A 26,832-nucleotide genomic window follows, 5' to 3' on the forward strand; every position below is an offset into this window, starting at 1 on the left:
AACGCGAGTGCCAACCTGCCGCGGCATCGATCCGACCCCGCGCGTAGGCTGTCGTGGTGGATCACGCCGAGCTCTCCGCGTTGCTGACCCCCGAGGGACTCCGTCTGGTCGACACCCTCCGGATCTCCTCGACCGCGGATGCCGCATCGGCCGTGTCACGGCTGCGGCGCGAAGGCCTCTCCCCCGACCTCGTGTCGGCGGTCGTCGGTCAAGCCCGGCTGCGCGAGCGCGCGCGGGCGAAGTTCGGTCCGTTCGCCGACCGGATGCTGTTCACCCGCGCGGGTCTCGAGCAGGCCACGCGTCTCGCGGTCGCCGCACGCCACGCCGGCCGGTTCCGCGACGCCGGCATCGCGCGGGTCGCCGACCTCGGCTGCGGGATCGGCGGCGACGCACTCGGCTTCGCGGGCATCGGGCTCGAGGTCCTGGCCGTTGACGCCGACGAGATCACCGCCGCCCTGGCCGCCTACAACCTCGCCCCGTTCGGCTCGTCCGCCCGGGTGCGCCACGGCCGCGCAGAGGAGACCGATCTCGACGGTATCGATGCGGTCTGGCTCGATCCCGCCCGCCGCACCTCGGGCCACAGCGAGACGCGGCGCGTCGCGGCATCCGACTACACGCCGTCGCTCGACTGGGCCTTCGACCTCGCGCGGCGGATGCCGACAGGGATCAAGCTCGGGCCCGCGTTCGACCGCGACGACCTCCCGCCGGAAGGCGAGGCGCAGTGGATCAGCGCGGACGGCTCGACCATCGAGCTGGTGGTGTGGTCGGGCTCCCTCGCCCGCGCGGGCGTGCGCCGTTCGGCCCTCGTTCTGCGCGGCGACCGTGCCGCCGAGCTCACCGCGCCCGCCGACACCGCCGACGCCGACCCCCGCGACCTCGGCGCCTACCTGCACGAGCCCGACGGCGCCGTCATCCGTGCGCGCCTGATCGGCGACGTGGCCCGCGCGCTCGAGGCCGGCATGCTCGCCGGTGGGACGGCGTACATGACATCCGACGCCGGACGCACCAGCCCGTTCGCCACGACGTTCCGCGTTCGTGACGTGCTGCCGCTCAAACCGCGTGAGATCGAGGCCGCCCTCCGACGCGCCGACATCGGCATCCTGGAGATCAAGAAGCGCGGCGTCGACATCGATCCGGCGCAGTTCCGCAAGAAGCTGCGCCTGTCGGGGAGCGCGTCGGCGACGCTGTTCCTCACGCGCATCGGTGATCGCCGCGTCGCCGTCCTCGCGGATCGCGTCGAGGACGAGCCCGGTGGCGCGAGTCAGCCCAGCAGCCCCGCCTGAGCCGCCGCCCACACGAGCCAGCCCGCGCTGTACAGGATCGACAGCGCCGCGAGGCCCAGCGCCCAGACGGCCACGGTGCGACTCTCCCACGGGTGGCGGAGGGCGAGCACGGCCATCACGACGGCGGCGATGCCGAGCGGGAACGCCCACCCGACGAACAGTGACAGCGCGAGCGCGACGATCCCCAGGGCCAGCGCCCACGCTCCCGACCGCGGGAGGATCTCGGGCGCCGGAGCCCACTCGACCCGCGGCTCGGGCACGACGGGCTCGGCCGGTCGCTCGGCCGCGGGGACGAACTGCAGCGGGGTCGGCTGCGTGAACTCGCGCTGGAACCCGCCACGGTGCTCCCCCGGAAGCGGCGCGGCCTCGGGCGCCGCAGCGACATCGCCCGTCGGCGCGTCCACCGCGGGGCGCCGACTGCGCAGCCGGTCGTCGCTCACCCGCGCACCTGGATCTCGGTCACCGGAAGCGTCGAGTCCGCGCCGAACGAGAGGGTGGAGGGCTCGGCACCCGAAGAGATGAGCTCGGCGGCGAGCGCCGCGATCATCGCCCCGTTGTCGGTGCACAGGCTCAGCGGCGGGATGCGCACCGCGACGCCGGCGGCTGCAGCGCGTTCGAGGGCGACCTCGCGCAGTCGCCGGTTGGCGATCACCCCGCCGCCGAGCAGCAGACGCGGGACGCCGTGCTGAGCGCACGCGTCGAGCGCCTTGGTGACGAGCACGTCGACGACCGCTTCACGGAAGGATGCCGCGACGTCGGCGACGGGCACGGCTTCGCCGGCGGCCTCGCGCTGCTCGACCCAGCGCGCCACGGCGGTCTTGAGCCCCGAGAAGGAGAAGTCGTATCGGTGCGCGGCCAGGTCGGAGGCGCGGGAGAGGCCGCGGGGGAACCGGATGGCGTCGGGGTCGCCGCTCGCGGCGGCGCGATCGATCTCGGGGCCGCCGGGATAGGGCAGGCCGAGGATGCGGGCGATCTTGTCGAACGCCTCGCCGGCGGCGTCGTCCATCGTCTCGCCGAGCATCTCGACGTCGGAGACGAGATCGCGCACGAGGAGGAGCGAGGTGTGTCCGCCGCTGACCAGGAGGGCGACGGTCGGGTACTCGACGTCGTCACCAGTCAGGATGTCGGCGGCGATGTGGCCGACGAGGTGGTTGACCGCGTACAGCGGCTTCCCGAGCGAGACGGCCAGGGCCTTCGCGGCGCCGACGCCGACCATGAGCGCACCGGCCAGCCCGGGCCCGCTCGTCACGGCGACGGCGTCGAGGTCCTGCAGCGAGACGCCCGCCTCGGCCACGGCGGCCTCGATCGCAGGCTGGAGGGCCTCGAGGTGGGCGCGCGCGGCGACCTCAGGCACGACGCCGCCGTAGCGGGCGTGCTCTGCCATCGAGCTCGCGATCGTGTTCGACAGCAGGGTACGTCCGCGCACGATCCCGATACCGGTCTCGTCGCAGCTGGTCTCGATGCCCAGGACGAGGGGCTCGGAACGGGTCGGGGTGGTCGTCATCGGTCGGTCCCTCCCTCACCGCGGAGGTTCAGTTGCATGATGATCGCATCGACGTCGTCGGGCTGGTAGTAGCGCGGGCGACGGGCGATCTCGACGAATCCCTCGGAGAGGTAGAGCCCCTGCGCGACGGGGTTGTCGGCGCGGACCTCGAGGAACAGCTCCCGTGCCCCGCGGTCGCGGGCTTCGGCCATCAGCGCGCGGAGCAGGCCGCGGCCGCGGCCCGTCCCCCGGCAGGCGGGGTCGAGGGCGAGGGTCTGGATGTCGGCGTCGGCCGCGCCCGGCACGGCGCGGACTCCGCCGTACCCGACGACCCGGTCGTCCTCGACGTCGACGAGGTACCGGCCGTGCGGCGACGAGATCTCGGCGGACATGGCGGTGCGGCTCCATGCGTCGGTGGGGAACGACGCCTCCTCGAGCGCCATGATGGCGTCGAGGTCATCGGCGGTAGCCGTGCGCAGGCTCACATGCCCACCTTCTTCGGCCCCGCGGGTACGGTCACATCCGGGGCCCGGAGATACAGGGGCTCGACGTCGGCGGCGTCGGCGCCTGCGTCGCCCGCGGCGAGCCGCTCGCCGGCGACGCGAGCGAGGGCGGCGGCGCTGATCGCCGTCGTCTCGGGCAGCTCGGCCGCCGGGGTGCCGAAGAGATCGAGGGGCTCGGTCGACGCGCGCGTCACGAGGTGGGGATCGACGATGCGCACCGGTATCCCGTTCTCGACGCGGTACACCGAGACGGCGAGCTCCCGGCGACGCGCGTCGGTGACGATCGCGATCGGCTCGCCCTCGACGGGGGCCGCGCCGGCGGTGGCGAACCCGGGGTCGACGTGAGCGCGGGCGGCCGCGTCATGACTCGCCACGGGGACCACGGGGATGCCGCGCCCGAGGGCGAACGCCCGCGCGGCCGCGATCCCGACGCGCAGTCCCGTGAAGGGTCCCGGGCCCATGCCTGCGGCGACGGCCGTGATCTCGGCGGGTTCGACGCCCGCCTCGCCGAAGACTCGCACGAGCAGATCGCCGATGACCTCGGCGTGACCGCGGGGGTCGGAGCTGACGGCCTCGGCCCGGACGCGCCCCGCAGAGTCGACGATCGCGACGGCCGTGCCGATCGAGGTGTCGATGCCCAGAATCACGTCACCCAGGGTAGCCCGGGCCGGGATGCCGCGCGCTCAGGGGCGCCGCGTGACGGTGACGATCCGCGGGGCGGCGTCGGCCATCTCCGCGGCCGCTGGACCGCTCGTGCCGCAGGCGTTGTCGAGGCCCGTACCGCTCCAGCCGCGCTCGAGCTCGATCTCCCACCAGCTCTCGCGCAGCCCGTCGACCATGCCGTGCCCCCACTCCACGATGGTGACGCTGGCGTCGAGGTCGAGGTCGAGGTCCGACAGCTCGGCGGGCGACCCGAGGCGGTAGGCGTCGACATGGATCAGCGGCGGCCCATCGACGAGCGAGGGGTGGGTGCGCGCGATGACGAACGTCGGGCTCTGGATGGGTCCGCGCACGCCGAGGCCGGCGCCGATCCCCCGGGTGAGCGTCGTCTTGCCGGCGCCCAGAGGCCCGGTCAGCACCACGAGATCGCCCGCGCGGAGCCGCGATCCGATCTCGCGCCCCCACGCCTCCATCTCATCGGCGGAGGTCACCTCGCGCTCGCCCAGGTATTCGTCGATTCCGCTCATCACCGGCCTCCCGTCATCTCGGACGATACCGCCGTGCGGTGCACGCGCGGGCCGATCCGCGTGACGATCTCGTAGTCGATCGTGTCGGCGGCGTCGCCCCATTCGGCCGCCGCGGGGAACCCCAGCGTGGGGTCGCCGAAGAGAACGACCTCGTCGCCGATCGCGACGTCGGCGTCTCCGACGTCGACGACGAACTGATCCATCGCGATCCGCCCCGACACGGTGAACCGCCGGCCGCCGATCACCACCGGTCCGCGGCCGGAGGCCTGCCGCGGCACGCCGTCGGCATAGCCGAGGGGTACGAGGGCGAGCGTCGTCTCGCTCGCGGTGCGATGGGTGTACCCGTACGAGACGCCCTGGCCCGCGGGCACGCGGCGCACGGCGGCGACCGCGGTGCGCAGGGTCATCGCGGGCTGGAGCCCGAGGTCGGCGGAGGACCGATCCGGAAGCGGCGAGAGGCCGTAGATCGCCAGCCCCAGGCGCACGCAGTCGAGCCTCGCTTCCGGGAGCGCGATCGCGGCGTTCGACGCGGCGATGTGGCGCAGCGGCGGGTGCACGCCGGCCGCCGCCGCCTCGGCGAGAGCGTCGTGGAATCGGGCGAGCGCAGCCCGGTCTTCGTCGATGCTCGTGTTCGACAGGTGGCTGAACACGCCGATGACCCGCAGCTGTCCGATGCGCTCGAGACGGGCCGCCTCCGCGCAGACGCGCTGCCATTCGCGGGGCTCGACACCGTTGCGCCCGAGGCCGGTCTCGACCTTCAGATGGACTCCGACCGGCTGACCGGGGGATGCCGCGGCCGCGGCGGCCTGCAGCTGAACAAGGCTCGAGATCCCGAGCTCGATGCGGTGCTCCGCGGCCTCGCGGAAGTCGGTCTGGGGGCCGTGCAGCCAGGCCACGAGGGGCGCAGTGATCCCGGCCCGGCGCAGCGCGACGGCCTCGGCGATGTCGGCGACGCCGAGGCGCGAGGCTCCCCCCGACAGGGCCGCCGTCGCGGCGCGCACCGCGCCGTGGCCGTAGCCGTCGGCTTTGACGACGGCGATGACCTCGGTCCGGACGAGGCGCCGGAGATGACGGACGTTGTGCTCGATCGCCTCGACGTCGATGAGCGCTTCGCGAAGCGGCCGCGGGGTCACGATGCCGCCTCGGCGATCACGTAGGCGGTCGCGAGGTTCGCATCGTGCGAGAGCGACAGGTGGAGGGCGATGACGCCGCGCGCGGCGACGGTCGCCGCCGTCTCGCCGGTGAGCGCGAACACCGGGCGCCCCGACGTCTCCGATGCCACCTCGATGTCGACCCAGTGCACGCCCTCGGAACCGCCCAGGGCCTTGATGAGGGCCTCCTTGGCAGCGTAGCGAGCGGCCAGCGAGCGCGGTTTGAGCGCGCGCTCGCTCGGCGAGAAGAGTCGGTCGAGCAGGCGGGGCGTGCGCTCGAGCGAGCGCTCGAAGCGCGGCACGTCGACCAGGTCGACGCCGATGCCGACGATCACGGCATCCCCTTCCGCCCGGACCGGCTCACTCGACCGTGACCGACTTGGCGAGGTTGCGCGGCTGGTCGACGTCGAGGCCCTTGGCGGTCGCCAGGCCCATAGCGAAGATGTGCAGCGGCACGACGGCCAGCAGCGGCTCGAACAGCGGCTCGGCGAGCGGGATGCGCAGCACCTCGTCGGCGAACGGGAGCACCGCGGCATCCCCCTCTTCGGCCACCGCGATGATGCGGGCACCGCGGGCGCGGATCTCCTGGATATTGGAGACGACCTTGGCGTGCAGCAGGGGCGAGCTCGTCGGCGAGGGCACCATGACGAACACCGGCTGGCCGGGCTCGATGAGGGCGATCGGACCGTGCTTGAGCTCGCCGGCGGCGAAGCCCTCGGCGTGGATGTAGGAGATCTCTTTGAGCTTGAGCGCGCCCTCGAGCGCGATCGGGTAGCCGACGTGGCGGCCGAGGAAGATCACCGAACGCGTGTCGGCCATCCAGTGCGCGAACTGCTCGATGTGCTCCTGCTCGCCGGCCAGCACGCGCGCGATCTTCTCGGGAACGGCCTCGAGCTGGGCCACCTGCTCGGCGATCGCCTCGTCGGTCAGGGCGCCGCGCACGCGGCCGACGTGCAGAGCCAGCAGGTAGAGCGCCGTGATCTGCGCGACGAAGGCCTTGGTCGACGCGACGGCGACCTCGGGACCGGCGTGGGTGTAGACGATCGCGTCGGACTCGCGCGGGATCGTGGCTCCCTGCGTGTTGCAGATCGAGAGGGTCTTCGCGCCGGCCTCGCGAGCGTACTTGACGGCCATGAGGGTGTCCATCGTCTCGCCCGACTGGCTGATCGACACCACGAGGGTGCGGGGTCCGATGACCGGGTCGCGGTAGCGGAATTCGTGGGCCAGCTCGACGTCGACGGGCACGCGGGCCCACTGCTCGAGGGCGTACTTGCCGACCATGCCGGCGTAGGCGGCCGTGCCGCACGCGATGACGATGACACGGTCGATGCCGGTGAACAGTTCGTCGAGACCGTCGAGCTCGGGGATCTGGACGAAGCCGTCGTGGACGCGACCGCGGATCGTGTTGGCGACGGCCTCGGGCTCCTCCGAGACCTCCTTCGCCATAAACGACGACCAGCCGCCCTTATCGGCGGCCGCGGCATCCCACACGACCTCGAAGGGCTCGACGTCGACGGCGTCGCCGGAGAAGTCGGTGACCGTGACCTCCTGCGGGGTGATCGCGACGATCTCGTCCTGACCGATGGCGAGGGCGTGACGGGTGTGCTCGACGAAGGCGGCGACGTCGGAGCCGAGGAAGTTCTCGCCGTCGCCGAGGCCGATCACCAGCGGCGAGTTGCGACGGGCGCCCACGACGAGCCCGGGCTGGTCGCGGTGCAGGGCGAGGAGGGTGAAGGCCCCCTCGAGGCGCGACACCGTCGCGCGGAACGCCTCGACGAGATCGCCGGATGCCTGGTACTCGCGCCCCAGCAGCACGGCGGCAACCTCGGTGTCGGTCTCGCTGCGGAAGGTGTATCCCTCGGCGACGAGCTCGGACTTCAGCTCGGCGAAGTTCTCGATGATGCCGTTGTGGATGACGGCGAGCTTGTCGTCGTCGGCCAGGTGCGGGTGCGCGTTGGCATCGGTGGGACCGCCGTGGGTCGCCCACCGTGTGTGGCCGATGCCGGTCGTTCCGTCGGCGAGCGGATGAGCGGCGAGGTCGTCGCGCAGCACCTGGAGCTTGCCGGCGCGCTTGCGTGTGCCGAGGCCCCCCTCGCCGTCGATCACGGCGATGCCGGCCGAGTCGTAGCCGCGGTATTCGAGACGAGCCAGACCCGAGATAAGGATGTCCTGCGAGGGACGGGGGCCCACGTAGCCGATGATTCCGCACATGGGCTCCATCCTAGATCGGCAGCCCGGGTGCGCTCGTGTCAGGTCGGTGCGGGGCCGCGCAGCGCGGCCAGCACGGCGTCGACGACCTCGAGGTTCGAGAAGATCGCGTCGTGTCCGCACGCCCCGCCGAAGGGCGGCGCGGCGACCTGGCCCGACAGGACCATGCCGATCCCCGCGGTGCCGGGCGGCAGGTCCGTGCGGCACGTGATGACGGTGGTCTCGCTCGCGCCGGCGAGCGCGGAGTCCTCGGCCACGAGCCCGTCGCCGAGGCGGGCCTCTGCGATCCTGCCCGTCGGCAGCGGCATCGTGACGACGGCCGATCCGGCGATCGCGTGCACGTGCAGGCCCGCGGGCCAGTCGGGCAGGCCGGCGATGTCGGCGGACCCGGCGCGCAGCGCGGTGCCGGCGGGCCCCAGGGCCGCGATCCCCGTCCGGATGATGGGCGGCAGGTCGCACCCGCCGCGGGCGTCGGTGGCGAGCTGGTTGTTGCAGACGGCGCCGATCCAGGGCAGCACGAGGTTCTGCAGCACCGGCACCGTCGACATCGTGGCGCGGATCGCCGCGGCGATGTCGACCGCGACGTTTGCGATGTCTGACCCCTGCGAGGGAGCGGCGACGGTGACGACCTCGCCGATGAGGGCGGCGATCCCGGGGTCGTCTCGCAGCGCGTAGCGCAGCGCGAGCCCGCCCATCGAGTGCGTCACGATGTCGACCGGACCGTGGACGCTGTCGGCGATCGACCGGATGGCGGCGGCGAGGTTGTCGGCCGACCCGTTCGAGCCCACCCATCCCGCCGAGTTCGCGGAGTAGTCGAAGGCGTACACCGCGACGCCGGGCTGGGCCTCGAGCCGCTCCTGCAGCGACGCCGTCATCCCGCGTGCCACGGGGGCGCCCGAACCGTCCCGCCACTGCACGGGACGCGAGAACGGCGATCGCGCGTAGGAACGCTGTCCGTCCGAGGCCGGTAGCACCGTGCTGAGCCAGCCGTGCACCAGCAGCACCGCCCGCGAGTCCTGCTCGCTCTCCTGGCTGAACCGCACGACGCGATCGCCGAGCGCGGCCGCGACTCCCGACCCGGCCGGCGCGAACGCCGACGACGCCGCCGCGGGGGCGAGCGTGGCCGTGGCGGCGAGCATGACGACCGTGCTCAACGCCACGAACGGACGCCACCGGGAGCGCCGCCGCCGCACTCGCGAGCGCGCGCGTATCACAGCGCGCACGAGCGCGCGTGAACGCCGCCCCAGTTCCATGGATTCATACCTAGCAGGTTGCGGCGACTCGTGCGTGCGGGAACACCGGGAGCCACCTTGCGATGAAAATGACGAGGGCCCTCTCGAGTCAGCCATTTGGGGACTGATTTACTCGAGAGGGCCCCGCTACACCTACGGGCTCTCGGTCGGGCCGTTGGGGACGGCGGGCGACCGAATCACCGCTTGGGGAACGGTTCGAGCGTTGCGCAGGCGAATGAAGCCTAGCGGATCCGCGTGAAGAGAACGCCGATCTGCGTCAGCATCTTTGTCCCCCTATTGGCGGACACGACCATCGGCTGTACGATCAACCACGGCGCGCAGGCTCCCTGCTTTTGGGGGGTATGGGAGTCACAATGGGCGTCGAACTCACGGTGTCGATGGGGATCTGTGCATTGTGAGGGCGTTGTGCAGTGCGCATCCGCGCACGCGCACTGCACAACGCGCGCCGCCGTCGAGAAGATGCCTCGGAGATTGACGCTTCCGGGGAGCAGGACACTCTGACATACTGAGCGCAGCCCGCGGCAGAGCCCGGGCACAACGCAGGGAAGAAGACTCGCCGGGATGGGACCCGGCGTGCTGGACCCGGCGGTATTGGGGACGAGAGATGGACGTGGGTCCGCTCTCGTGGGGACTTGGGGGATGACCATGACGAGGCGATTCCACGCGCTCGCACGGCTGCTGGGGGGCAGCCGACGCGACGGCGTCGACCGTGACGGCCCGACCTCATCCCGTCGGCGGCTGCCGGCCCACCGATACACGCCGTTCGGATGTGGCGGCTCACGCTCGATCACCGCGACCCGGGCCCCGGCCACGCCGGCTCGTCCGATCGGACCGCGCGGTTGCGGGTCGCACCCCTCCCCCTGAGTGGGGGCCGTCCACACCCAGGCGTGCCCGTCGTCCTCACGGATGGCGGGCACGCCGCTCTTCTCACGGGCGAATCAGACCTTGCGCAGGAGCACCCGCTCGACAGCGTGCGACGCCCCCTTGTGGAGGATCAGGGTCGCGCGGTGCTTCGTCGGCAGGACGTTCTCGACGAGGTTCGGGAGGTTGATGTCGTTCCAGAAGCCGCGAGCCATCTCGGCCGCCTCGTCGTCGTCGAGATCGGCGAAGGTGTTGAAGTACGACGAGGGATTGTTGAACGCCCCGGCCTTCAGCGCCATGAAGCGGTCGACGTACCACTGGCTGATGTGCTCGGCATCCGCGTCGACGTAGATGGAGAAGTCGAACATGTCGCTGACGGCCACCTCGTGCGGCGCAGGCGGGGGCGCCAGCACGTTGAGCCCCTCGACGATCACGACGTCGGGGCGGCGGACGGTGATCTGCGCATCGGGGACGATGTCGTACCGCATGTGCGAGTAGAACGGCGCGTGCACCTCGGGTGCACCCGACTTGACCTCGGTCAGGAACTCGATCAGCGCGCGACGGTCGTAGCTCTCGGGAAATCCCTTGCGCGCCATGAGACCTCGGCGCTCGAGCTCGACGTTGGGGTAGAGGAAACCGTCGGTCGTGACGAGCTCGACGCGCGGTGTGCCCGGCCAGCGGCTCATGAGCTCGCGGAGCAGACGCGCCACGGTCGACTTGCCGACCGCGACGGAACCGGCCACGCCGACGACGAAGGGCGTCGTGCTGTCCTCCTCGCCGAGGAACGCATCGGTGTCGGCACCGAGACGCCGAGTCGCGCTGGCGTAGAGCGACAGCAACCGGCTGAGGGGGAGGTAGACCTGCGAGACCTCGCCGAGATCCATGCGGTCGCCGAGACCGCGGAGCTGGACGATCTCGGTCTCGGTCAGCGGCTGAGCGACACCCGCCGCGAGACGGGACCAGTCCGCGCGGTCAATCTCGCGGTACAGCGCGGGGGCGAGCGGCGCCAGCGCCTGCACATCTTCAGGGGACATCGCGCTCATCGTAGTCCCCGCGCCCCGCCCCGCCGGCGCACCCGGCCTGCCACTACTGTGAACTCGTGCGTCTGGGAGTCCTCGACATCGGTTCGAACACCGTCCATCTGCTCGTCGCCGATGTCCGCCCCGGTGGGCGCCCGCTGGCCCGGACGAGCAAGCGAACGGTGCTGCGGCTCATGCGCTACCTCGAGCCCGACGGATCGATCAGCGACGAAGGGGTCCGGGCGCTGGTCGCGGCCGTGGCCGAGGCGGTCGCGGTGTCGCGCACCGAGAACGTCGCCGAGCTTCTGGCGACCGCCACGAGCGCCGTGCGCGACGCGACGAACGGACCGCAGGTGATCACGGCGATCGAAGCGGCGCTGGGACAGGACCTCCAGGTCCTCGGCGGAGAGTCCGAGGCCCGCTTCACCTTCCTCGCGGTGCGTCGCTGGTTCGGCTGGTCGGCGGGCGAGATCCTGCTGTTCGACATCGGCGGCGGCTCGCTCGAGATCGCCGCCGGCAGCGACGAGCTGCCCGACACCGCCGCCTCCGTGCCGCTCGGAGCAGGCCGCATGACGGTGCAGTTCCTGCCCGCCGATCCGCCCGGCGAGGGAGCCGTGGAGCTCCTGCGCGAGCACGCGAGGGCGACGCTGGCACCCGTGGTCACCGCGATGTCGGCCGGTCGCCGGCCGGATCACGTCGTCGGGTCGTCCAAGACGATCCGCTCCCTCGCGAAGCTCGCGGGATACCCGGTGCCGGGCTGGTCGGGGATCGAGCGGATGACACTGCCCCGCGCGGCGCTCGGCTCGTGGATCCCGCGACTCGCCCGCATCCCGGCATCCGCACGGCAGGAGCTCCCCGGCATCACGGCCGATCGCACCTTCCAGATCGTCGCGGGGGCCGTCGTGCTGCACGAGGCGATGCGAGCGTTCGACGTCGACGAGCTCGAGGTCTCACCCTGGGCCCTGCGCGAGGGTGTGCTCCTGCGCTACATCGAGTCGTTGTCGTGGAGCGCTCCGCGGACGTGACCTGCTGCCACGAGTGACGGTCCACGGGTCGGGACAGTGGCTTCGAGGACCACCTCACGCCCGAGCTGGAACACACGGGCCGACGGGCCGAGCCCGGCGACACCGAGGCCGGGGGTCCTCTCATCAGCACGCAGGCGACCGGGCGCACGCACACGCACGGACAGGGTCGACCCGCTCTCGTCGGACTGCACCTCGATGGCGGCGGATCTCGCCGCGGCGTGCTTGACCGCGTTGACGAGCCCCTCGGCGACGACCGCGACGACGCGCGTGGACACGAGGTCGTCAGTCATGGCGCTCCTCGCCGCGGGGTCGACATTCGACGAGACGGACAGCACCGGAGCCCAGATCGCCACCGTCTCGGACAGACCGGCCGGCCGGGCCGGGACCCGCGGGCCGGCATCGGCCGCCTCGGACAGCCCGTCTCCGATCGATTTTTCGAAGGCGATGAGGTCCGCCCCTGTCGCGAGATCGTCGTCGACCCGGGCCGCGAGCATGACGCAGCTGCTCTGGATGCGGCCGTGCAGCAGGTCCGAAGCACGCAGCAGCTCCTGCCGGGTGCTCGATGCCTGGTCCGCTGCCGAGCGGACCACTGCTCTCAGCGCACGCCCCAGGCGGCGCGATTCGACCCGTCCGCGATGAACGGCCTCAGCGCAGAGCGCCGCGACGACGGCGACGCCGGGGAGAGCGATGACGGGGATCAGCGGAACCAGAGTGCGCGCCCCCATCAGGGCGAGCGCCGCGCCGGCGACCACGACGGCGGCGCCCGTCCAGACCACGACGAGCCGAAGGCCTCGGGCATGGGCCGCGCAACGGTGCGACACGCGACGACTGACGTGGTCGGCTGCGAGACAGAGCAGCACGACGCCCACCACCATGACGGCGGCGAGCTCTGGCCCGGCGGAACGAAGCGCGAACGGCGCACTCCCCGCGGCGAAGATCACCCCGACGAGGCCGACCGCGGGCGGTCGGAGCCGCTCGAAGAATGTCCGCGCGCCTCGGGGCGTCGGGGCATCCGCGAGGTCGGGCGCGACCTCCGCGAGATCGATGCCGGCACGGGCTCGTGCACTGTGGCTGGCGGAGCGGACGGTGTCGGAGAACTCTCGCACGCGGTCGAAGTCGACATCCGCAGCCAGCAGAGCCGACAGCGCCGTTCGGAGGACGGTGATCTCAGCGGCCAGGAACGCGCGGCTCTCCCGCTCGTATCGGCTCGCGCGGCGCTGCTCATCGCTGACCGTCCGCAACGCGTCGAGCAGACGCGCTCGAGCTATCCCAGAGCTGACGTAGAGCTGCTCGGTGACGGCGACCAGCGACAGGATGCTGATCCAGACGACGATGTTCGTGACGATCCGCTCACCCCACGCAGGGTCGGTACCGAGGCCGAAGGCTCCGACCGCTACGACGTCGTTGAGGAAGGGGCGGCTCGTGGCTGCGACGAGGAGCGCGGTGAGCACCAGAGCCCCGCGCACCGGAGGCGACGGGATGCGTCTCTCCAGGAACGCGATCGGAAGCAGCGCGATGCTGAGTGCCACGGCAACCAGAGCCGCCGCGAGCTGCGCGGCGAGGGCCTCCGAGAACGTGTCGACCGTCGCGTAGGGTGCGAGCACGACGGTCGCCGTGGGGAGAGCGACGAGTGCGCTCCACACGGTGAAGAACCGCCCGCCCGACACGGCATCCCACCAGATCACGACACCCGGGCGAACCCGCGCACGGCGTCGCGATTGTCGTCCCCAGCCCACACCCGCCCCCTCGAACCCGACGGGTCGATCCTTCGCTGGCGGACATACTAGCGAACCGCGATGACGACAACTCACGCTGCCGCGGCAGGACGTGCCGTCAGGCGGTCGCGGCCCGCCCGCGGTCGGCGGCTGCCGAGAGCGCCCGCCGGAGCTGCGTGCTCGACGTGTGTGCGGTGTACGGGAAATAGACGACCTCGACGCCGACGTCAGCGAAGCGCTTCTCGAGCGCGCGCCCCTTCTCGGTGTCTCGCCAGTCGTCGCCCTTGAAGAAATGCGTGAAGCCGACCTCTCGCCACGCGTCGAGCTTGTCGGGAACACGCTCGATGTGCACGTCGTCGACGAAGTCGATGTGGCGCACGATCTCGGCGCGCTCTTCCGTGGGGATGAACGACGAGATGCCCTTGGTGCGCAGGAGCATCTCGTCGCTCACCACCCCGGCGATGAGGATGTCGCAGTGCTCGCGAGCACGCCGAAGGATCTGCAGATGACCGATGTGAAACACATCGAACGCCCCCGCGGCGTACCCGATTCGCTGTGTCATGGCGCCCCCAAAACGCTCGTGACCCGCCCATTGGTCCCACCCGCCGAGCGCATTCCCCAATACCGACATGATGCCGGTGCGAGTGACAGTACACCGATCCGGGGCGTCAGCGGAAGTCGGCGTGTCGCGCGGCGGCCCCAGGACTTCCGTCAGGCTCGGAGATGGTGTAGAAATCGAGGGCGGGCCGTGTGGGAACGGCCACGGAGAAATCCGACGCACTCGGTCTCGAGCCTGGGAACTTGTGACCGTTCCGAGCGATCTCGTCGCGATGTTCCATTGGGGGGAGCACATCATGCGCGTCAATCATGTCGTCGGGCGCATCAGAGCACGCGTCATCGGATCGATTCGATGACCGCCGTCGAGGACCGCGCCGGCCTGGGCTCAGGAGAGTCACGGGACCCCGCGGTCTCGCCGCGGCGCCTGCCGTCGCTCGAGCTGCGGGCGCAGCGCGAACGGCGATATGCGCGTCGCCTGCGCGTGACGGACACCCTCGTCGCCGGTGCCGCCGTGTCGGCGGCGGGCGCCGCATCGGTGCGCCTGGGCGAGACACCGTCGGTCGCGGCCCCGATCGCGATGGCGACCCTGATCGTGTGGCTCGCCGGGCTCACCCTTTTCGGATCTCGGGAGCCGCGCGTCATGGGTGCCGGTTCGAGCGAGTACAAGCGGGTGGCGAACGCGACGGGCGTCGCCTTCGGAATCCTCGCGGTCGGGTTCGAGGTCGCGCAGTGGGACGGTCTGCGCATGCAGATGGTCGTCGCACTGCCCATCGGCCTGCTCGCGCTGCTCGTGGCGCGCTGGCGCTGGCGCTCGTGGCTGCGGATGCGACGGCGTCTGGGGGAATACGCGTCGCCGACGCTCATCGCGGGAAAGCGCCGCGATGTCGATTACGTCACGCGTCAGCTCGCCCTCGCGGACAACGGCTACTCCGTCATCGCGCTGGCGCTGACCGACGAGGTGGTCGCCGATGACCCCGGTCGGGTGTTCCGCGCCCGCACCGCCGATGACATCGCCCGAGTCGCCCGTGACGTCGGCGCCGACACCCTCGTCATCGCGAGCGTTCCCGACGACGACCCGGACTTCACGCGCTCGCTGGCCTGGCAGCTGGAGGGAACCGCGGCCGAGCTCATCGTGTCGAGCCGGCTCGCCGACGTCGCCGGCCCCCGCATCAGCCTCAGCCCGATCGAGGGCCTGCCGCTCATCCATGTGAAGATCCCGGTCTTCGAGGGCGCCGCCCACACGCTGAAGCGGCTCCTCGACCTCGTCGTGAGCGCCGTCGCGTGCACCGTCGTGGCGCTGATGACCCCGGCGATCGCGTTGGCCGTCAAGGTCGACTCCCCCGGCCCGGTGTTCTTCCGTCAGCGCCGCGTCGGCCGTGACGGGCGGGAGTTCACGATGCTGAAGTTCCGTTCGATGACCGACACCGCGGAGCAGGAGCTCGCCGAGCTGCTGCCGGCGAACGACGGCGCGGGACCGCTGTTCAAGCTCCGCGCCGACCCGCGTGTGACGCGCGTCGGCCGATTCCTGCGCCGCTACTCGCTCGACGAGCTGCCCCAGTTCTTCAACGTCCTCCGCGGAGACATGAGCATCTCGGGTCCGCGTCCGCCACTGCCGTCCGAGGTCCGCAACTACGAGGGCCGGGTGTTCCGCCGGCTCTACATCAAGCCCGGCATCACGGGCCTGTGGCAGGTGAGCGGACGCAGCGACCTGTCATGGGAGGACAGCGTCGCCTTGGATCTCCGCTACGTCGAGAACTGGTCCGTGACCCTCGACCTCATGATCATGTGGCGCACCGTCAAGGTGATGCTCCGACCCGTGGGAGCGTACTGATGAGCCCGAGACCCGAGCCGGTGCCGGCATCCGTCCTCTTCGTGGGCATCAATTACAGCCCGGAGCCGACAGGTGTCAGTCCGTACACGACAGGGATGGCCGAAGGGCTGGCCCGCGAAGGCTGGGACGTCCGCGTCCTCACGTCGTACCCGCACTATCCATGGTGGCGCGTGCCGGAGGAGTTCCGGGACCTGCCGGCACGGTCGGCAGCGGCGGGGGTGGACATCCGGCGGCTGCGCCACTACGTGCCGCGGGTGCCCAGCACGATCAAGCGAGCCCTGTTCGAGATATCGTTCGGGCTGCGCGCCGTGACGTGTCGATGGGACAGTCCCGCCGCCGTCGTCGTCGTCTCACCGGCGCTGCTGGCCTCTCGCCTGGTGGCTCTGCGCGCGCGGGTGCATCGCATCCCGGTCGTCACCTGGGTGCAGGACATCTACGCGCTCGGTGTGCAGGAGGCGGGCTCGGGGACCGGCGCCGGAGCCATCGGGGCGATCGAGGCGAGCCTGTTCGCGGCCTCGGAGCGGGTCGTCGTCATCCATCGCCGGTTCCGCACCGCCCTCGAGGACAGGCTGGGCGTCACGCGTCCGGTCGACGTCGTGCGCAACTGGTCGCACGTGCCCGAGCCGGAGGCGAGCGACACCGCCGCGACGCGTCGTCGAATCGGCTGGGCCGATGACGACGTCATCGTCCTGCACACCGGCGCGATCGGGGCGAAGCAAGGACTGGAGAACGTCGTCGATGCCGCCGTCGTCGCCCGGGAGCGCGGGTCGCGCGTGCGCTTCGTGCTCGTCGGGGACGGCGGCCAGCGCGCCGCGCTCGAGCAGCGCACAGGCGCCGACGCCGTCTCGTTCGTCGACCCGCTTCCCGAGTCGGAGTTCCTCGACGTCCTCGCAGCCGCAGACATCCTGCTCGTCAACGAACGGCCGGGCCTGACGGAGATGTCGGTGCCGAGCAAGCTCACCTCGTACTTCGCGGTCGGGAAGCCGGTGCTGGCCGCCGTGGACGAGACCAGCACCACCTATGCCGAGATGGACGCTGCCGGCGCCGGCCCGATCGTGCCGCCCGCGGACCCCGATGCTCTCGTCACTGCGGCCGAAGCGCTCGCGGCCGCCCCGGAGCGGGCGGCGCGCTTCGGCGCTGAGGCGCAGAGCTACCGGCGGCGGCGGCTGACGGAGGAAGCCGCGGTCGCAGCGTTCGAGCGGACACTCTTCACGGCGATCGATGGGGCGGGGCGCACCGCGACTGCAGGAGCCACCCGCGGCAGCCGTCGGGCGGAAGCCGCGGCGGCCCGGACGGCGCACCGTGCGCCACGGTGAGCGACCGACGACGTTCTCTCACCACGAAGCGGGGGCTGCGGCTGCAGTCCCCGCTTCGGTGTTACCGGACGCGTCGGACGGACCCTCCCCGCGTCGGGCGGCCCTATAAAGAGGTGTGTCCGCGGGACACGTCGGAGGCCCGGTCGACGTTCGGGTCGTCGGCCGGGCCTCCGGGTGCGACGCGAGCGCCGCCCCCGCCGCGTCAGGGCAGGGTGTACGTGAGCGTGAGAGTCGGGCGCTGGCTCGCCGAGGTCGCCTCCCGCGAGAAGAGCCGAAGATTGTCCGCTGAGGTGGTCGAGAGCCGGAGCGTGACAGCCTGCCCGAGGAGCGGGGCGAGCTGCTCGACGGCGAGTGGCACGGTGTACGCGGTGTTGGTGGCGGACGCCCCCGACAGCGTTCCGATGGGCCCCGTCCCGCGGATCGCAGTCGGTCGATTGTTCCAGGTCAGCGTCGCCTCGTCCCAGGTGCCGTCCATCAGATGCACGTCGTGCGCCCCGGTGCTTCCCGCCGAAGGGTCGGTCGAGGTCCGCACGCCGAACGTGGCCGAGACGAGCGTCGCGCCCGGAGGGAGGGTGGGCAGCGAGAGCCGGAGAAAGCTCTGCTGGCCGACATCACCCCGCGAGACGAGCTGGTTCGAGGTCGCATAGTTCTGCGCCGGCGCGTTGGCGTATCCGGCGGCGTCCGCGTCGACCGCGACCGTCGCCGTCGCCGTCTGCACCGCGGGCACGACCGTCGCCGAGACCGCTGCCGATGCCGCGCTGACGTTTCCCGCGGCGTCGCGGGCGGCCACGCGGTACCAGTACGTTCCGGATGCCAGTCCGGCATCGGTGTGACTCGTGGTCGTCACGGTGGCGATCCGGACGGACGGGTCGGCGGCGAAGTCGGCGCTGGCGCCGCGGTAGAGCTCGTAGCCGGATACCCCGACGTCGTCGCTGCTCGCCGGCCACGAGAGCTGGGCTGAGCCACCGCTGACCGTCACGGCCGGTGTCCCCGGCACGGACGGCGCCGTCGTGTCGGGCGCGGTCACGGTGACCGTCACCTCGCTCGACGCGGGACCGGCGTTGCCGGCGGCGTCGAACGCAACGACCCGGTACACATAGGTGCCCGGCTCGAGCGGGCCGTCCTGAGCGGTCGTCCCGGCCGTCTGCGCCACCCGGTTGCCGGCCGACACCGCGAACCCGGGCGTCGTGCTGCGGTGGACGTCGTAGCGGACGACTCCGCGGTCATCCGTCGCGGCGGTCCACGAGAGGCCGACCGTCGATCCCGTCGCGTTCGCCTGCACGCCCGTGGGCGCGGTCGGAGCCGCCGTGTCCGGGGCCGACAGCGGTGTGAACTCGAGCACGATCACCGGACGGTACGAGCTGTTCGCCGCCTCCGACGACCACAGCCGCAGGTTGTCGGCACCCGAGCCCGTCATCCGCAGCGTCGCGTTCTGTCCGAGCAGCGGCCGCAGCGATGCCGTCGAGAGATCGACGCTGTAGGCCGTGTTGACGGCGGGCGCCTGTCCGAGGCGCCCCGCCGCGGTTCCCGGCGTGGTGGGACGCGAGTTCCACGTGACCGTCGATTCGTTCCAGGCGTCTCCGATGACTGCGAAATCGGTCGGCTCGACGGTGCCCGCAGACGGGTCGGTCGAGGTACGGAGCTTCAGTGTCACGCGTGTCAGCGCCGTGCCGTTCGGGGCCGTCGGCAGCGGGGCCGACAGCAGCGACTCGATCTGGCTGGTACCGCCGCGGCTGGAGATCTGCGTGCTCGCGCCGTAGTTCGTGCCGGGCACGCCCTGCACCACCATCGCGTCCTCGGCCACCGGGACCGTGACCACGACCGGCTCGACCGACTCGATCGTGACCGCGACGGATGCCGCGGCACCGACGTTGCCGGCGGCGTCGACCGCCGTGATCTTGTAGTGGTAGACGCCGGGCGCGAGGCCCGCGTCGTCGAACTTCAGGTCGGTGACCTCGGCGACGCGGTTGGTGTCGTCGGCGACGAAGGCCGCGTCGGAGCCGCGATGCACGCGGTATCCGATGACGCCGCGGTCATCCGTGGCCGCGGTCCACCGCACCTGCACCGTGCCGTCGACCAGGGCGGCCGTGGCGGTGGCAGGCGCCGAAGGCGGCGCCGTGTCGGGCGCGGCCACCGTCGCCGGGAGCGAGGCCGGCGAGGCCGCGCTGACGTTGCCGGCCGCGTCGGATGCGGTCACGCGGTAGTAGTACGTGCCGGGCTCGGGCGCCGGGTCGGTGAACCCGGTGGTCGCCGTTGCGCCGACGACGTTCGCGGCGTTCGCCGTGAAGTCCGCCGTCGGGCCGCGGTGGACGGTGTAGCCCGTGACCGCGACGTCGTCGGCGACCGCGTCCCACGTCACCGAGATCCCGTCGGCGGCGACCGTCGCGACCGGGGCTGCGGGCGTCTGCGGAGCCGTCGTGTCGGGGAGGTCGACCTTCGCGGCGTCCGTCGCGGGTCCGACGTTGCTGGCGGCGTCGACCGCGACCACACGGTAGTACCGCGTACCGGGCACCTGCGCCGTGTCGACGAATACGGTCGTCGCTGTCGACCCGAGCCGCGTGTCCTCGCCGAGGGCGAAATCGGCCGTCGCGCCGCGGTAGACCGTGTACGACGTCACCGCGTGGTCGTCGGTCGCGGCCGTCCACGACAGGTGCACGCCGTCGGCGAGGGCCTGCGCGGACAGCGCCGTCGGCGCGGTCGGCGGGGTGGTGTCGGCGATTCCGATCGCGTGGTGGCGGGCCACCGTCGCCGCGTCGAGCGTCGTCGGGTAGATCGCGAACTCGTCGAGCTCGCCGTCGAAGTAGAACGACTGGGGCTGGCCGGGCCAGCCGCCGAGGTTGCCGCCGCCGATGCGCCAATAGCCCTCGCCGGTCTCGGCGCCCGTCTGTCCGTTCGCGGCCACGAGCTCGCCGTCGACATAGAGCTTGCGTCCCGTCTCGTCGATGACGGCGACGGCGTGGTGCCAGAGGTTGTCGTTGTACGACTTCGAGGACTCGACCGTCGCGACATAACCGGGGTACGAGCCCCAGATGAGGCGCCCGTCGTTCGTCATGTACAGCTGCTTGTCGTAGTTCCATCCGTTGCCGGTCGGGACGTTCTCGAACCCGAACAGCTTGCCGCCCGCCGTCGTGTCAGTGCGGAACCAGATCTCGCCCGAGGTGGTCGGCGAGGGAGCGGTCGGCTGAGCCAGCGCTACGGTGCCGGAGTCGTTGCCCGGGAGCGCGACCGATCCGCTGCTGGGGACAGCACCCGAGGGCTGCCTCTGCGCCCCGGAGTTGTAGGCGCCGGGGCTCGTGCCGAACAGCGACGAGTCGTCCGCCACAGCTCCGGCGTCGTCGAAGCGCCAGTAGAGAGAGGGCTCGGATCCGAAGACGGCGGCCCCGTATGCGTCCGCCGGCGCCGCGTTCAGGTCGAGGGTGCGGCCCGAGGCCTGATAGTGCGCCGCGACGCGGGCGGGCGCAAGGGCGTTCGGGTAGATCGCCACCTCGTCGACGAGCCCGCCGAAGAAGTTGCTGGAAGGCTGCCCCGGCCATCCTCCCAGCTGGTCGCCACCCACTCGCCACACGCCCCAGTACGACTGTTGGTCGCGGTTGCTGTTGGATCCGACGCGGAGGCCGTCGACGTAGAGCGCCATGCCGCTCGCCCCCTGGGTCGCGACGATGTGGTGCCACTGACCGTCGTTGAGCGGCTGCGGGCTGGTGACGGTCGACGCGCTCCCGATCCAGACGCCGAAGGTGACGCGCCCGTCGTTCTGCATGTAGACGTGGCGGTCGTACGAGCCGCTGAGGTTCGAGATGTTGGAGCCGGTGCGGGGACGGCCGTTGCCGAAGCCGACGATCTTGCCGCCCGCGGTCGTCGTCGTGTTGATCCACGCCTCCACGGTGTACGTCGAGGGCCCGAGCCGCAGCTGATCGGTGATGGCGTAGTCATCGACGCCGTCGAACTTCAGCGAGCCGCCCGCGGCGGGCACCGCACCGTCGGTCGAGACGGTGGCCCCGTCCATCAGGATCGCCGGGACCGCGTCGGTGCGGGTCTGCGCGGCCCCTGAGTCGTGAACCCAGGTGCTGTTGGCTGCGCCGGACCACAGGCTCACCGGCCCGTCGGCGCGCACGGCGGCGGGATAGTCGGCACCGGCCGCGCGAGCCGTGGCACTGACAGCGGCGGAGCGGGCCGAGGTGTTGGTGCCGTCACTGGCGGTGACGCGGTACGAGTAGCTCGCACCCGGCGTCACGTTCGTGTCGACGAAGGTGACCTGCGGGCGCTCCCACCACAGCGATTTGCCGGTGCCGCTCCAGATCGGATCCGTCGCGTTGCCGCGGTAGACGCTGTAGGTCAGGTGGCTGTCGTCGGCGTCCACCACCGTGCGGAAGCGCACCTGGATGGTGCCGTCGCTCGTGGCCTGCGCGCTGGCCACGGGCGTGGGCGGAGCACCGGTGTCCTGCGGGCCGAACCGGGTGAGCCCCTGCTGGGCGTGGCCGTTGATGGTGGTGAAGTCACCGCCGGACCAGAGGTAGCGCTGCCCGCTCGCGTTGCCGGTGGCGACGGCGAGGGCGCGCGGCCCGATGCCCTCGCCGATGCCGTCGTTGCCGAGCGGGAGCCAGCCGAGCACCTCCATCGAGTCGGGGTTCTGCGCCATGAAATACCGACGGATGCCGTCGTTGAAGGCGTTGATCCCGCTGCAGTCGTGCGCGTGGCTGGCCGAGTACAGCGTGCCCTGGTACATCACGAGCGACTGGGTCGCGCCGAGGCACGTGTCGCGCCAGACCTGGTCACCCGTGGCCCAGGAGAAGGCCGCCTTGCCGTCGAACACCCCGCCGCCCGTGCCCTCGTTGCCGATGTAGAAGCGTCCGTCCCCGCCGTCGATGATGGTCTTGGTGACCGACGTGTCGGGGATGAAGCCCGGGCCGTAGGTGCGCAGCACATCACCGCCGCTGCCGTCGGCGATGCTCGCGCCGCTGACGATCGCGATCGAGTGCGAGTACTGACCGTTGATGGAGAAGAGGTCGCCGCCGACGACCACCTTCGCGCCGTCGGGCGACACGGCGATGGCGCGGCCCTCGTTGACCTGCGGCGGCAGATCGGTGCGGCCGCGCACCGCGTTGGCGGTCCACGGCAGCAGCGAACCGCTCGTGGCGTCGAAAGCAGCGAAGGCCTGACGGGTCTGGCCGCCCACGGTAGTGAAGAGCCCGCCGGCGTAGAGCACGTTGCCGTGCAGCGCGAGTGCGGTCACCGTCGAGCCGGGCAGCGGCGCCCGGAAGGGAGCGACCGTGCACGCTTGCACGTCGAGCACCGCGATCCGGGCGACGTTGACGCCGCCCACGGTGGAGAAGTTGCCGGCGATGTAGACACGCGACTGATCGGCGCTGACCGTGATGGCCCGCACCGTCGGGGTACCGCCGCTGAGCGTGACGCCGAACTGGCATGCGTCGGGCTCACCGGTCTCGGCATCGAGGATGACGAGGGCGTTGCGCGCTCGAGCCGCATCTGATCGGCCGGCCGGCGGGCGGATCTGCGAGAAGGTGCCACCGGCGACGACTTTGCCGCCGGCCGCACCCAGCGCGTAGACGGTGCCGTTGGTCTGCCAGGTCGACTGATCGTCGGCGGCGAATGAGACTCCGGGCGAAAGAGCGGATGCCGGCGCGGTGACCCCGGCGACCCCCGCCCCGATGATGAGAGCCATGACGACAGCGGCGACGGCCGCGATGCGTGTACGCACGAGTTTTCCCCAATTTTGCGCGCCCTCGCGGACGCTCCCCAAGACGCGCGGCCCCCGCCGCACGTCGTTCCCCCAAGCCCGGATCGATGCCCCAGCACCAGTCCGACTTCGTGCATCGTACACTGTGGCTCAGGGGACGCATAGGTCGGATTCCGCCGACCGGCGCGATGGGGGAGACAATGCGATTCGGCGACGCTTGGGGAAGCCTGCGACAGGCCCAGAAGGGCAAGCGAGGCGTCTCGCTGTACTCGCGGTGGGTCAATCGGCCGCTCGGGCGGGTCTTCGCCGCTGCGGCGGCCTCGGCGGGGATCGGCCCGAACGCGGTGACGGGGGTCTCCGCGCTGGCGACCGTGGCCGGCCTCGTCGTCATCGGGGCCGTGCCTGCCACGGTCGCGAGCGGAGTCGCCGCTTCGGCGCTGCTGGTCGTCGGCTTCGCGCTGGATGCCGCAGACGGCCAGGTCGCCCGCCTCACGGGCGCATCGTCGCGCGCCGGTGAGTGGCTCGACCACGTCGTCGATGCGGGGAAGATGGTCGGCGTGCATGCGGCCGTGCTCATCGGTTTCACCGCGGGCGGTCGTTCCGGCGGCGCGTGGATGCTCCTGCCGCTCGCGTACGCGCTGGTGTCGGTCGTGCTCTTCTCGGGTCTGACGCTCTACGCACTGCTGGCACCGCGCTCGAGCGCCGCACCACCGCCGTCGACGCTCCGAGCCGTGCTCCTCCTGCCCGCCGACTACGGCGTCCTCGCCGTCGCATTCGTCCTGTGGGGAACGCCCGAGGTCTTCGTCATCGTCTATGCGGCACTGCTGCTGGCCACCGCCGGTGTCACGGTGCTGCTCACTCGCAAATGGTTCCGCTCGCTGTCTGCGCCGATCGACGCCGTCTCGCCACGGACGTTCTAGACCCGAGGCTCATCAGCGCAGCGCCGCGATGACTGCCCGTGCGATCGCCTCGTGCCCTGCGTCGCTCGGATGCACCCCGTCGGGCGCCAGCAGACCGTCGCCGCCCGCCAGGGGCTGACCGATGTCGAGCCAGGTGGCCCCGACTCGCTGCGCGTCGGCGTGTACGAGCTCCGACAGCTGCTGCACGCCCTCCGGCGCGTCGTCATGCCACAGCACGTCGGTGACGTAGACGCGACTCTCCGGGTAGACGGCCGCGACCGTGTCGAAGAACGCGGCGACCTCGGCATCCACCGGGGACCCGCCGACGTCGTTGCGTCCGCCGGACACCACCACGATGTCGGGCACGAGGGCCGCGCCCTCGCGAGCCATCTCGCCGAAGGTGGGACACTCGTCCCGGCCGCACGCCGCTGGCGCGCCCTCGCCTGTCACCCGCGCGCCGTAGCCCGTACCGCCACGCGCGAGGTTGCGCACCCGCCAGCCCTCGGCTTCGCCGACGAGACTCGCCCACCCGAGCGACGTGTCGGACGCTCCGGTACCGGCAGTGTACGAATCCCCGAGGAACACCACGATCGGATCAGGAGCGCCGTCAACGGCCGAGCTCGGCCGCAGCGCGGCGCCGCCGGCGAGCACGCCGCCGATCGCCAGCGCTGAGAGGGCGACAGCCCATACAGGCATGCCACCCCAGTCGGCCGACCACCAGCGTGCGCCGCCGCGCCCCACGCGCCGGGTGGAGCTCATCGTCCGGTCACGATCTCGTCGGTCGCCGAGATCCACACGTCGTGGGTCGAGGTCTCGTCCCGGTCGAACCAAGCGCCCGACACGGCGCCGCGGAGGGTGGCCGGCACGCCCGCCCACAGCCCCGCGTCGGGTACGCCGCGGGCACGCGTGAGGACCGATCCCGCGCCGAGAACGGATCTCGGCGGAAGCACGGCGCCGCCGAGAATCAGCACGCGTGTGCCGACGAACGACCGTTCTCCGATGGTGACCGGGAACGCGGCCTGAGCATTGCGCCGCAGGTCCACGCTGTGCGACATCACCCGGCTCTGGTGTCCGGCGAGCGAGGCGAAGGCTCCCAGCGTCAGCGACCCGGAGCAGTCGAGCTGGTGGCGGCTGGTGATCTTCGCGTGATCACCCAGCACGAGGCGCCCCCCGCCGGGCAGATGCCGGATGAAGACGGGGTGCGACGAGACGAGGTTCCAGCGACCGAGCATCGCATCACGTCCCAGCCGGATCTCGCTCATGTTCTTCACCACGTTCGCCGAACCGAACGAGGCCCCCGGCCCGAGTTCGAATGACGCGACGCGCCACACGATGCTCGCCCGTGCCCGCGCAGTGGCGTGGATGCGGTGACCGGCGCGGCGCAGGAGCGCATTCTTCAGAGGGCTCGCAGGCAGCAGCCACAGCGCGAGCCTCAACAGGTCGCGAACCTTGTCAGGCATCGATCTCCTCCCGGATGACGGTTCTGTTGGATCGGATGGTGCGCGAGGCCGCACCCGCTTCGACGGCGCCGCGGATGACGAGCCCCACCACGACAGCCCCGAGAGCGCCCGGCGCGGCCCACAGGATGGCGCCGAGGGCGACGAGCGGGACGACGACGACGGTGCTGACGAGCGTGGCCTGCGCGCCGATGCGCAGGCGTCCGAGCGATGGCAGCAGCGCCTTGGCGACGAGCGACTCGAAGAAGTTGACCGCGACGAAGAGCCCCATGAGGACGATGGCCACCGGCACGACCTCGATCTCGCCGTTGCCGAGCCAGCCCAGCGCCGCACCCCCCGCTATCACGACCGCGAGGCCGATCGCCAGCGACATCCCGCCGCCGACGAGCAGGACGCTCCGTGCCCGCGCGGCGCTCTCGGCCCCGTCCCGCCGGGGCACCCACCCCTGGGCGACCGTGATGACCGGCTGCAAGGCGACGCCGACCTGCCGCTGGAACTTGTCGACGAGAGCGAAGACCGGTTGTGCCGCCGGGGCGACGATCGATACGACGACGACCGGAAGGGCGATGTAGACGGCTGATCCGAGCGCCGACCCCATGCCGTGACGCTGATCGGCCAGGATTCGCAGCAGTCTCGCGGGACGCGGCGCGGATGCGCGGTGGTGTCGAGATGACACGAGGATGCACGCGGTCGAGCATCCGAACGCGGCGATCATGCCGCCGAGCATGCCCGCCAGCCCCGCCGCGGCTCCCCCGCCGCCGAGCATCAGGACGATGCCGACGCCGGTACCCGCGACGCGCGGCAGCGTTTCGGCGAGGAGGAGCGAGAACGGGGCCCCGCGTCCGACGAAGTACCAGTTGGCCGACACGCCGGCTGCCGCCGCCGTCACGGCTCCGAGCGCCGCCAGGCCCGATGACTGCGGTGCGATCGCGGCTGCGGCGAGGCTGGTCGCCAGGACGATCGGGACGAAGAGGGCGAGCCGGGCCCGGACCGACTCGATGTACGCCGTGCGGCGCGACGGCTCGTCGGCGACGGCGATGCGGGCCGGGCCCGAGACACCCCAGCCGAATCCGATCGCGGCGGCGGCGATGGCCCCCACGGCTTGTCCGAGCGCGATCGCACCCCAACCGCGATCGCCCTCTGCCGCGATCATCACCGGAATGGCCGCCAACGATGCGATCGCCAGCAGCCCGATGGACAGGGCGAAACCCGACATCCTGCCGAGCCCGCCCGAGAGACGACGCAGTCGCCGCCGCACGTCGGACATTCCCCCGATACCCCCGAATCCGAGCCGCGTCCCCACGCCTGCCCGTTCGGAGGAGACGGTACCGCATCGGCCCCGCATCTGTCTCCAACCGATCCCGCAGCCGTGTGTACGATGAGGCGCC

The 26,832-nt window shown here is 71.7% G+C and carries 21 protein-coding genes; 5 read left to right on the forward strand and 16 right to left on the reverse strand.

From position 1 onward, the window contains the following. The first annotated feature begins 56 nt into the window (after positions 1–56). Positions 57–1,283 (forward strand): class I SAM-dependent methyltransferase, encoded by a 1,227-nt coding sequence (locus C1N74_RS13210; RefSeq protein WP_071919135.1) that lies wholly within the window; start codon positions 57–59, stop codon positions 1,281–1,283. Here C1N74_RS13210 and C1N74_RS13215 read toward each other — a convergent pair. The 10 genes from C1N74_RS13215 to coaA all read right to left on the reverse strand — a co-directional run bounded on the left by C1N74_RS13215 (position 1,262) and on the right by coaA (position 10,963). Then, complete coding sequence (locus tag C1N74_RS13215; protein WP_064955361.1) at positions 1,262–1,723, reverse strand: hypothetical protein; 462 nt, start codon at positions 1,721–1,723, stop codon at positions 1,262–1,264. The genes C1N74_RS13210 and C1N74_RS13215 overlap by 22 nt on opposite strands. After that, positions 1,720–2,787: a tRNA (adenosine(37)-N6)-threonylcarbamoyltransferase complex transferase subunit TsaD gene (gene tsaD / locus C1N74_RS13220; RefSeq protein WP_064955362.1), complete on the reverse strand. Its 1,068-nt coding sequence runs from the start codon at positions 2,785–2,787 to the stop codon at positions 1,720–1,722. Before tsaD ends, C1N74_RS13215 begins: the two co-directional genes overlap by 4 nt. Next, positions 2,784–3,251 (reverse strand): ribosomal protein S18-alanine N-acetyltransferase, encoded by a 468-nt coding sequence (rimI, locus tag C1N74_RS13225; RefSeq protein WP_023954382.1) that lies wholly within the window; start codon positions 3,249–3,251, stop codon positions 2,784–2,786. The genes tsaD and rimI overlap by 4 nt, the downstream gene beginning before the upstream one ends. Continuing rightward, on the reverse strand, positions 3,248–3,916 hold the full coding sequence (gene tsaB, locus C1N74_RS13230) for a tRNA (adenosine(37)-N6)-threonylcarbamoyltransferase complex dimerization subunit type 1 TsaB (protein ID WP_137750694.1): 669 nt from the start codon (positions 3,914–3,916) through the stop codon (positions 3,248–3,250). The genes rimI and tsaB overlap by 4 nt, the downstream gene beginning before the upstream one ends. 36 nt (positions 3,917–3,952) lie before the next feature. Then, complete coding sequence (gene tsaE, locus C1N74_RS13235) at positions 3,953–4,456, reverse strand: tRNA (adenosine(37)-N6)-threonylcarbamoyltransferase complex ATPase subunit type 1 TsaE (RefSeq protein ID WP_064955364.1); 504 nt, start codon at positions 4,454–4,456, stop codon at positions 3,953–3,955. Beyond that, positions 4,456–5,589 carry an alanine racemase gene (alr, locus tag C1N74_RS13240; RefSeq protein WP_071919133.1) on the reverse strand — a complete coding sequence of 378 codons (1,134 nt, stop codon included), beginning with the start codon at positions 5,587–5,589 and terminating at the stop codon, positions 4,456–4,458. Before alr ends, tsaE begins: the two co-directional genes overlap by 1 nt. Then, positions 5,586–5,942 carry a holo-ACP synthase gene (locus tag C1N74_RS13245; RefSeq protein ID WP_064955366.1) on the reverse strand — a complete coding sequence of 119 codons (357 nt, stop codon included), beginning with the start codon at positions 5,940–5,942 and terminating at the stop codon, positions 5,586–5,588. The genes alr and C1N74_RS13245 overlap by 4 nt, the downstream gene beginning before the upstream one ends. Before the next feature lie 25 nt (positions 5,943–5,967). Beyond that, positions 5,968–7,818 (reverse strand): glutamine--fructose-6-phosphate transaminase (isomerizing), encoded by a 1,851-nt coding sequence (gene glmS / locus C1N74_RS13250; RefSeq protein WP_064955367.1) that lies wholly within the window; start codon positions 7,816–7,818, stop codon positions 5,968–5,970. A gap of 38 nt (positions 7,819–7,856) precedes the next feature. Continuing rightward, on the reverse strand, positions 7,857–8,975 hold the full coding sequence (locus C1N74_RS13255) for a triacylglycerol lipase (RefSeq protein WP_137750695.1): 1,119 nt from the start codon (positions 8,973–8,975) through the stop codon (positions 7,857–7,859). 1,031 nt (positions 8,976–10,006) lie between these two features. Then, positions 10,007–10,963 carry a type I pantothenate kinase gene (coaA, locus tag C1N74_RS13260; RefSeq protein WP_023954368.1) on the reverse strand — a complete coding sequence of 319 codons (957 nt, stop codon included), beginning with the start codon at positions 10,961–10,963 and terminating at the stop codon, positions 10,007–10,009. A 65-nt stretch (positions 10,964–11,028) separates the two neighbouring features. Here coaA and C1N74_RS13265 point away from each other — a divergent pair, with 65 nt between their 5' ends. Continuing rightward, positions 11,029–11,973, forward strand: a complete 945-nt coding sequence (locus tag C1N74_RS13265; RefSeq protein WP_023954366.1) for an exopolyphosphatase — start codon at positions 11,029–11,031, stop codon at positions 11,971–11,973. Here the strand turns inward: C1N74_RS13265 and C1N74_RS13270 are convergent. Together C1N74_RS13270 and C1N74_RS13275 are read right to left on the reverse strand one after the other, a co-directional pair. Next, complete coding sequence (locus C1N74_RS13270) at positions 11,934–13,709, reverse strand: hypothetical protein (RefSeq protein ID WP_137750696.1); 1,776 nt, start codon at positions 13,707–13,709, stop codon at positions 11,934–11,936. The genes C1N74_RS13265 and C1N74_RS13270 overlap by 40 nt on opposite strands. 97 nt (positions 13,710–13,806) lie before the next feature. Next, positions 13,807–14,250 carry an adenylyltransferase/cytidyltransferase family protein gene (locus C1N74_RS13275; RefSeq protein WP_036304797.1) on the reverse strand — a complete coding sequence of 148 codons (444 nt, stop codon included), beginning with the start codon at positions 14,248–14,250 and terminating at the stop codon, positions 13,807–13,809. 348 nt (positions 14,251–14,598) lie between these two features. Here C1N74_RS13275 and C1N74_RS13280 point away from each other — a divergent pair, with 348 nt between their 5' ends. Further along, entirely contained in the window at positions 14,599–16,077 is a 1,479-nt protein-coding gene (locus C1N74_RS13280; RefSeq protein ID WP_137750697.1) for a sugar transferase, read from the forward strand. Further along, positions 16,077–17,393: a glycosyltransferase gene (locus C1N74_RS13285; protein WP_088380992.1), complete on the forward strand. Its 1,317-nt coding sequence runs from the start codon at positions 16,077–16,079 to the stop codon at positions 17,391–17,393. The genes C1N74_RS13280 and C1N74_RS13285 overlap by 1 nt, the downstream gene beginning before the upstream one ends. Positions 17,394–17,595: 202 nt before the next feature. Here C1N74_RS13285 and C1N74_RS13290 read toward each other — a convergent pair whose 3' ends face one another. Beyond that, positions 17,596–23,109, reverse strand: coding sequence for a LamG-like jellyroll fold domain-containing protein (locus C1N74_RS13290; RefSeq protein ID WP_137750699.1), 5,514 nt, complete (start codon positions 23,107–23,109; stop codon positions 17,596–17,598). Positions 23,110–23,288: 179 nt separating this feature from the next. Here C1N74_RS13290 and C1N74_RS13295 point away from each other — a divergent pair, with 179 nt between their 5' ends. Next, positions 23,289–24,008 (forward strand): CDP-alcohol phosphatidyltransferase family protein, encoded by a 720-nt coding sequence (locus tag C1N74_RS13295; protein WP_181405537.1) that lies wholly within the window; start codon positions 23,289–23,291, stop codon positions 24,006–24,008. Between the two features lie 12 nt (positions 24,009–24,020). Here C1N74_RS13295 and C1N74_RS13300 read toward each other — a convergent pair whose 3' ends face one another. Genes C1N74_RS13300 through C1N74_RS13310 form a run of 3 tightly spaced genes read right to left on the reverse strand, consistent with a single transcriptional unit; the run spans position 24,021 to position 26,711 of the window. Then, the gene (locus C1N74_RS13300; protein ID WP_084670408.1) at positions 24,021–24,746 is read right to left on the reverse strand and encodes an SGNH/GDSL hydrolase family protein; all 726 of its coding nucleotides are present in this window, start codon (positions 24,744–24,746) and stop codon (positions 24,021–24,023) included. Beyond that, on the reverse strand, positions 24,743–25,447 hold the full coding sequence (locus C1N74_RS13305) for an acyltransferase (RefSeq protein WP_137750701.1): 705 nt from the start codon (positions 25,445–25,447) through the stop codon (positions 24,743–24,745). The genes C1N74_RS13300 and C1N74_RS13305 overlap by 4 nt, the downstream gene beginning before the upstream one ends. After that, positions 25,440–26,711, reverse strand: coding sequence for a hypothetical protein (locus C1N74_RS13310; RefSeq protein ID WP_137750702.1), 1,272 nt, complete (start codon positions 26,709–26,711; stop codon positions 25,440–25,442). Before C1N74_RS13310 ends, C1N74_RS13305 begins: the two co-directional genes overlap by 8 nt. Between the last annotated feature and the right edge of the window lie 121 nt (positions 26,712–26,832).

Origin of the sequence: Microbacterium sp. SGAir0570, assembly GCF_005491085.2 — a bacterium.
Taxonomy (GTDB): Bacteria; Actinomycetota; Actinomycetes; order Actinomycetales; family Microbacteriaceae; genus Microbacterium; species Microbacterium arborescens.

Bases quoted from the DNA above. Each gene is read 5' to 3' on its own strand.
- C1N74_RS13305 (WP_137750701.1), bottom strand. From the start codon at position 25,447: ATGCCTGACAAGGTTCGCGACCTGTTGAGGCTCGCGCTGTGGCTGCTG.
- C1N74_RS13295 (WP_181405537.1), top strand. From the start codon at position 23,289: ATGCGATTCGGCGACGCTTGGGGAAGCCTGCGACAGGCCCAGAAGGGC.
- C1N74_RS13285 (WP_088380992.1), top strand. From the start codon at position 16,077: ATGAGCCCGAGACCCGAGCCGGTGCCGGCATCCGTCCTCTTCGTGGGC.
- C1N74_RS13310 (WP_137750702.1), bottom strand. From the start codon at position 26,711: ATGTCCGACGTGCGGCGGCGACTGCGTCGTCTCTCGGGCGGGCTCGGC.
- tsaD (WP_064955362.1), bottom strand. From the start codon at position 2,787: ATGACGACCACCCCGACCCGTTCCGAGCCCCTCGTCCTGGGCATCGAG.
- C1N74_RS13300 (WP_084670408.1), bottom strand. From the start codon at position 24,746: ATGAGCTCCACCCGGCGCGTGGGGCGCGGCGGCGCACGCTGGTGGTCG.
- coaA (WP_023954368.1), bottom strand. From the start codon at position 10,963: ATGTCCCCTGAAGATGTGCAGGCGCTGGCGCCGCTCGCCCCCGCGCTG.
- C1N74_RS13280 (WP_137750697.1), top strand. From the start codon at position 14,599: ATGACCGCCGTCGAGGACCGCGCCGGCCTGGGCTCAGGAGAGTCACGG.
- glmS (WP_064955367.1), bottom strand. From the start codon at position 7,818: ATGTGCGGAATCATCGGCTACGTGGGCCCCCGTCCCTCGCAGGACATC.
- C1N74_RS13275 (WP_036304797.1), bottom strand. From the start codon at position 14,250: ATGACACAGCGAATCGGGTACGCCGCGGGGGCGTTCGATGTGTTTCAC.
- tsaE (WP_064955364.1), bottom strand. From the start codon at position 4,456: ATGAGCGGAATCGACGAATACCTGGGCGAGCGCGAGGTGACCTCCGCC.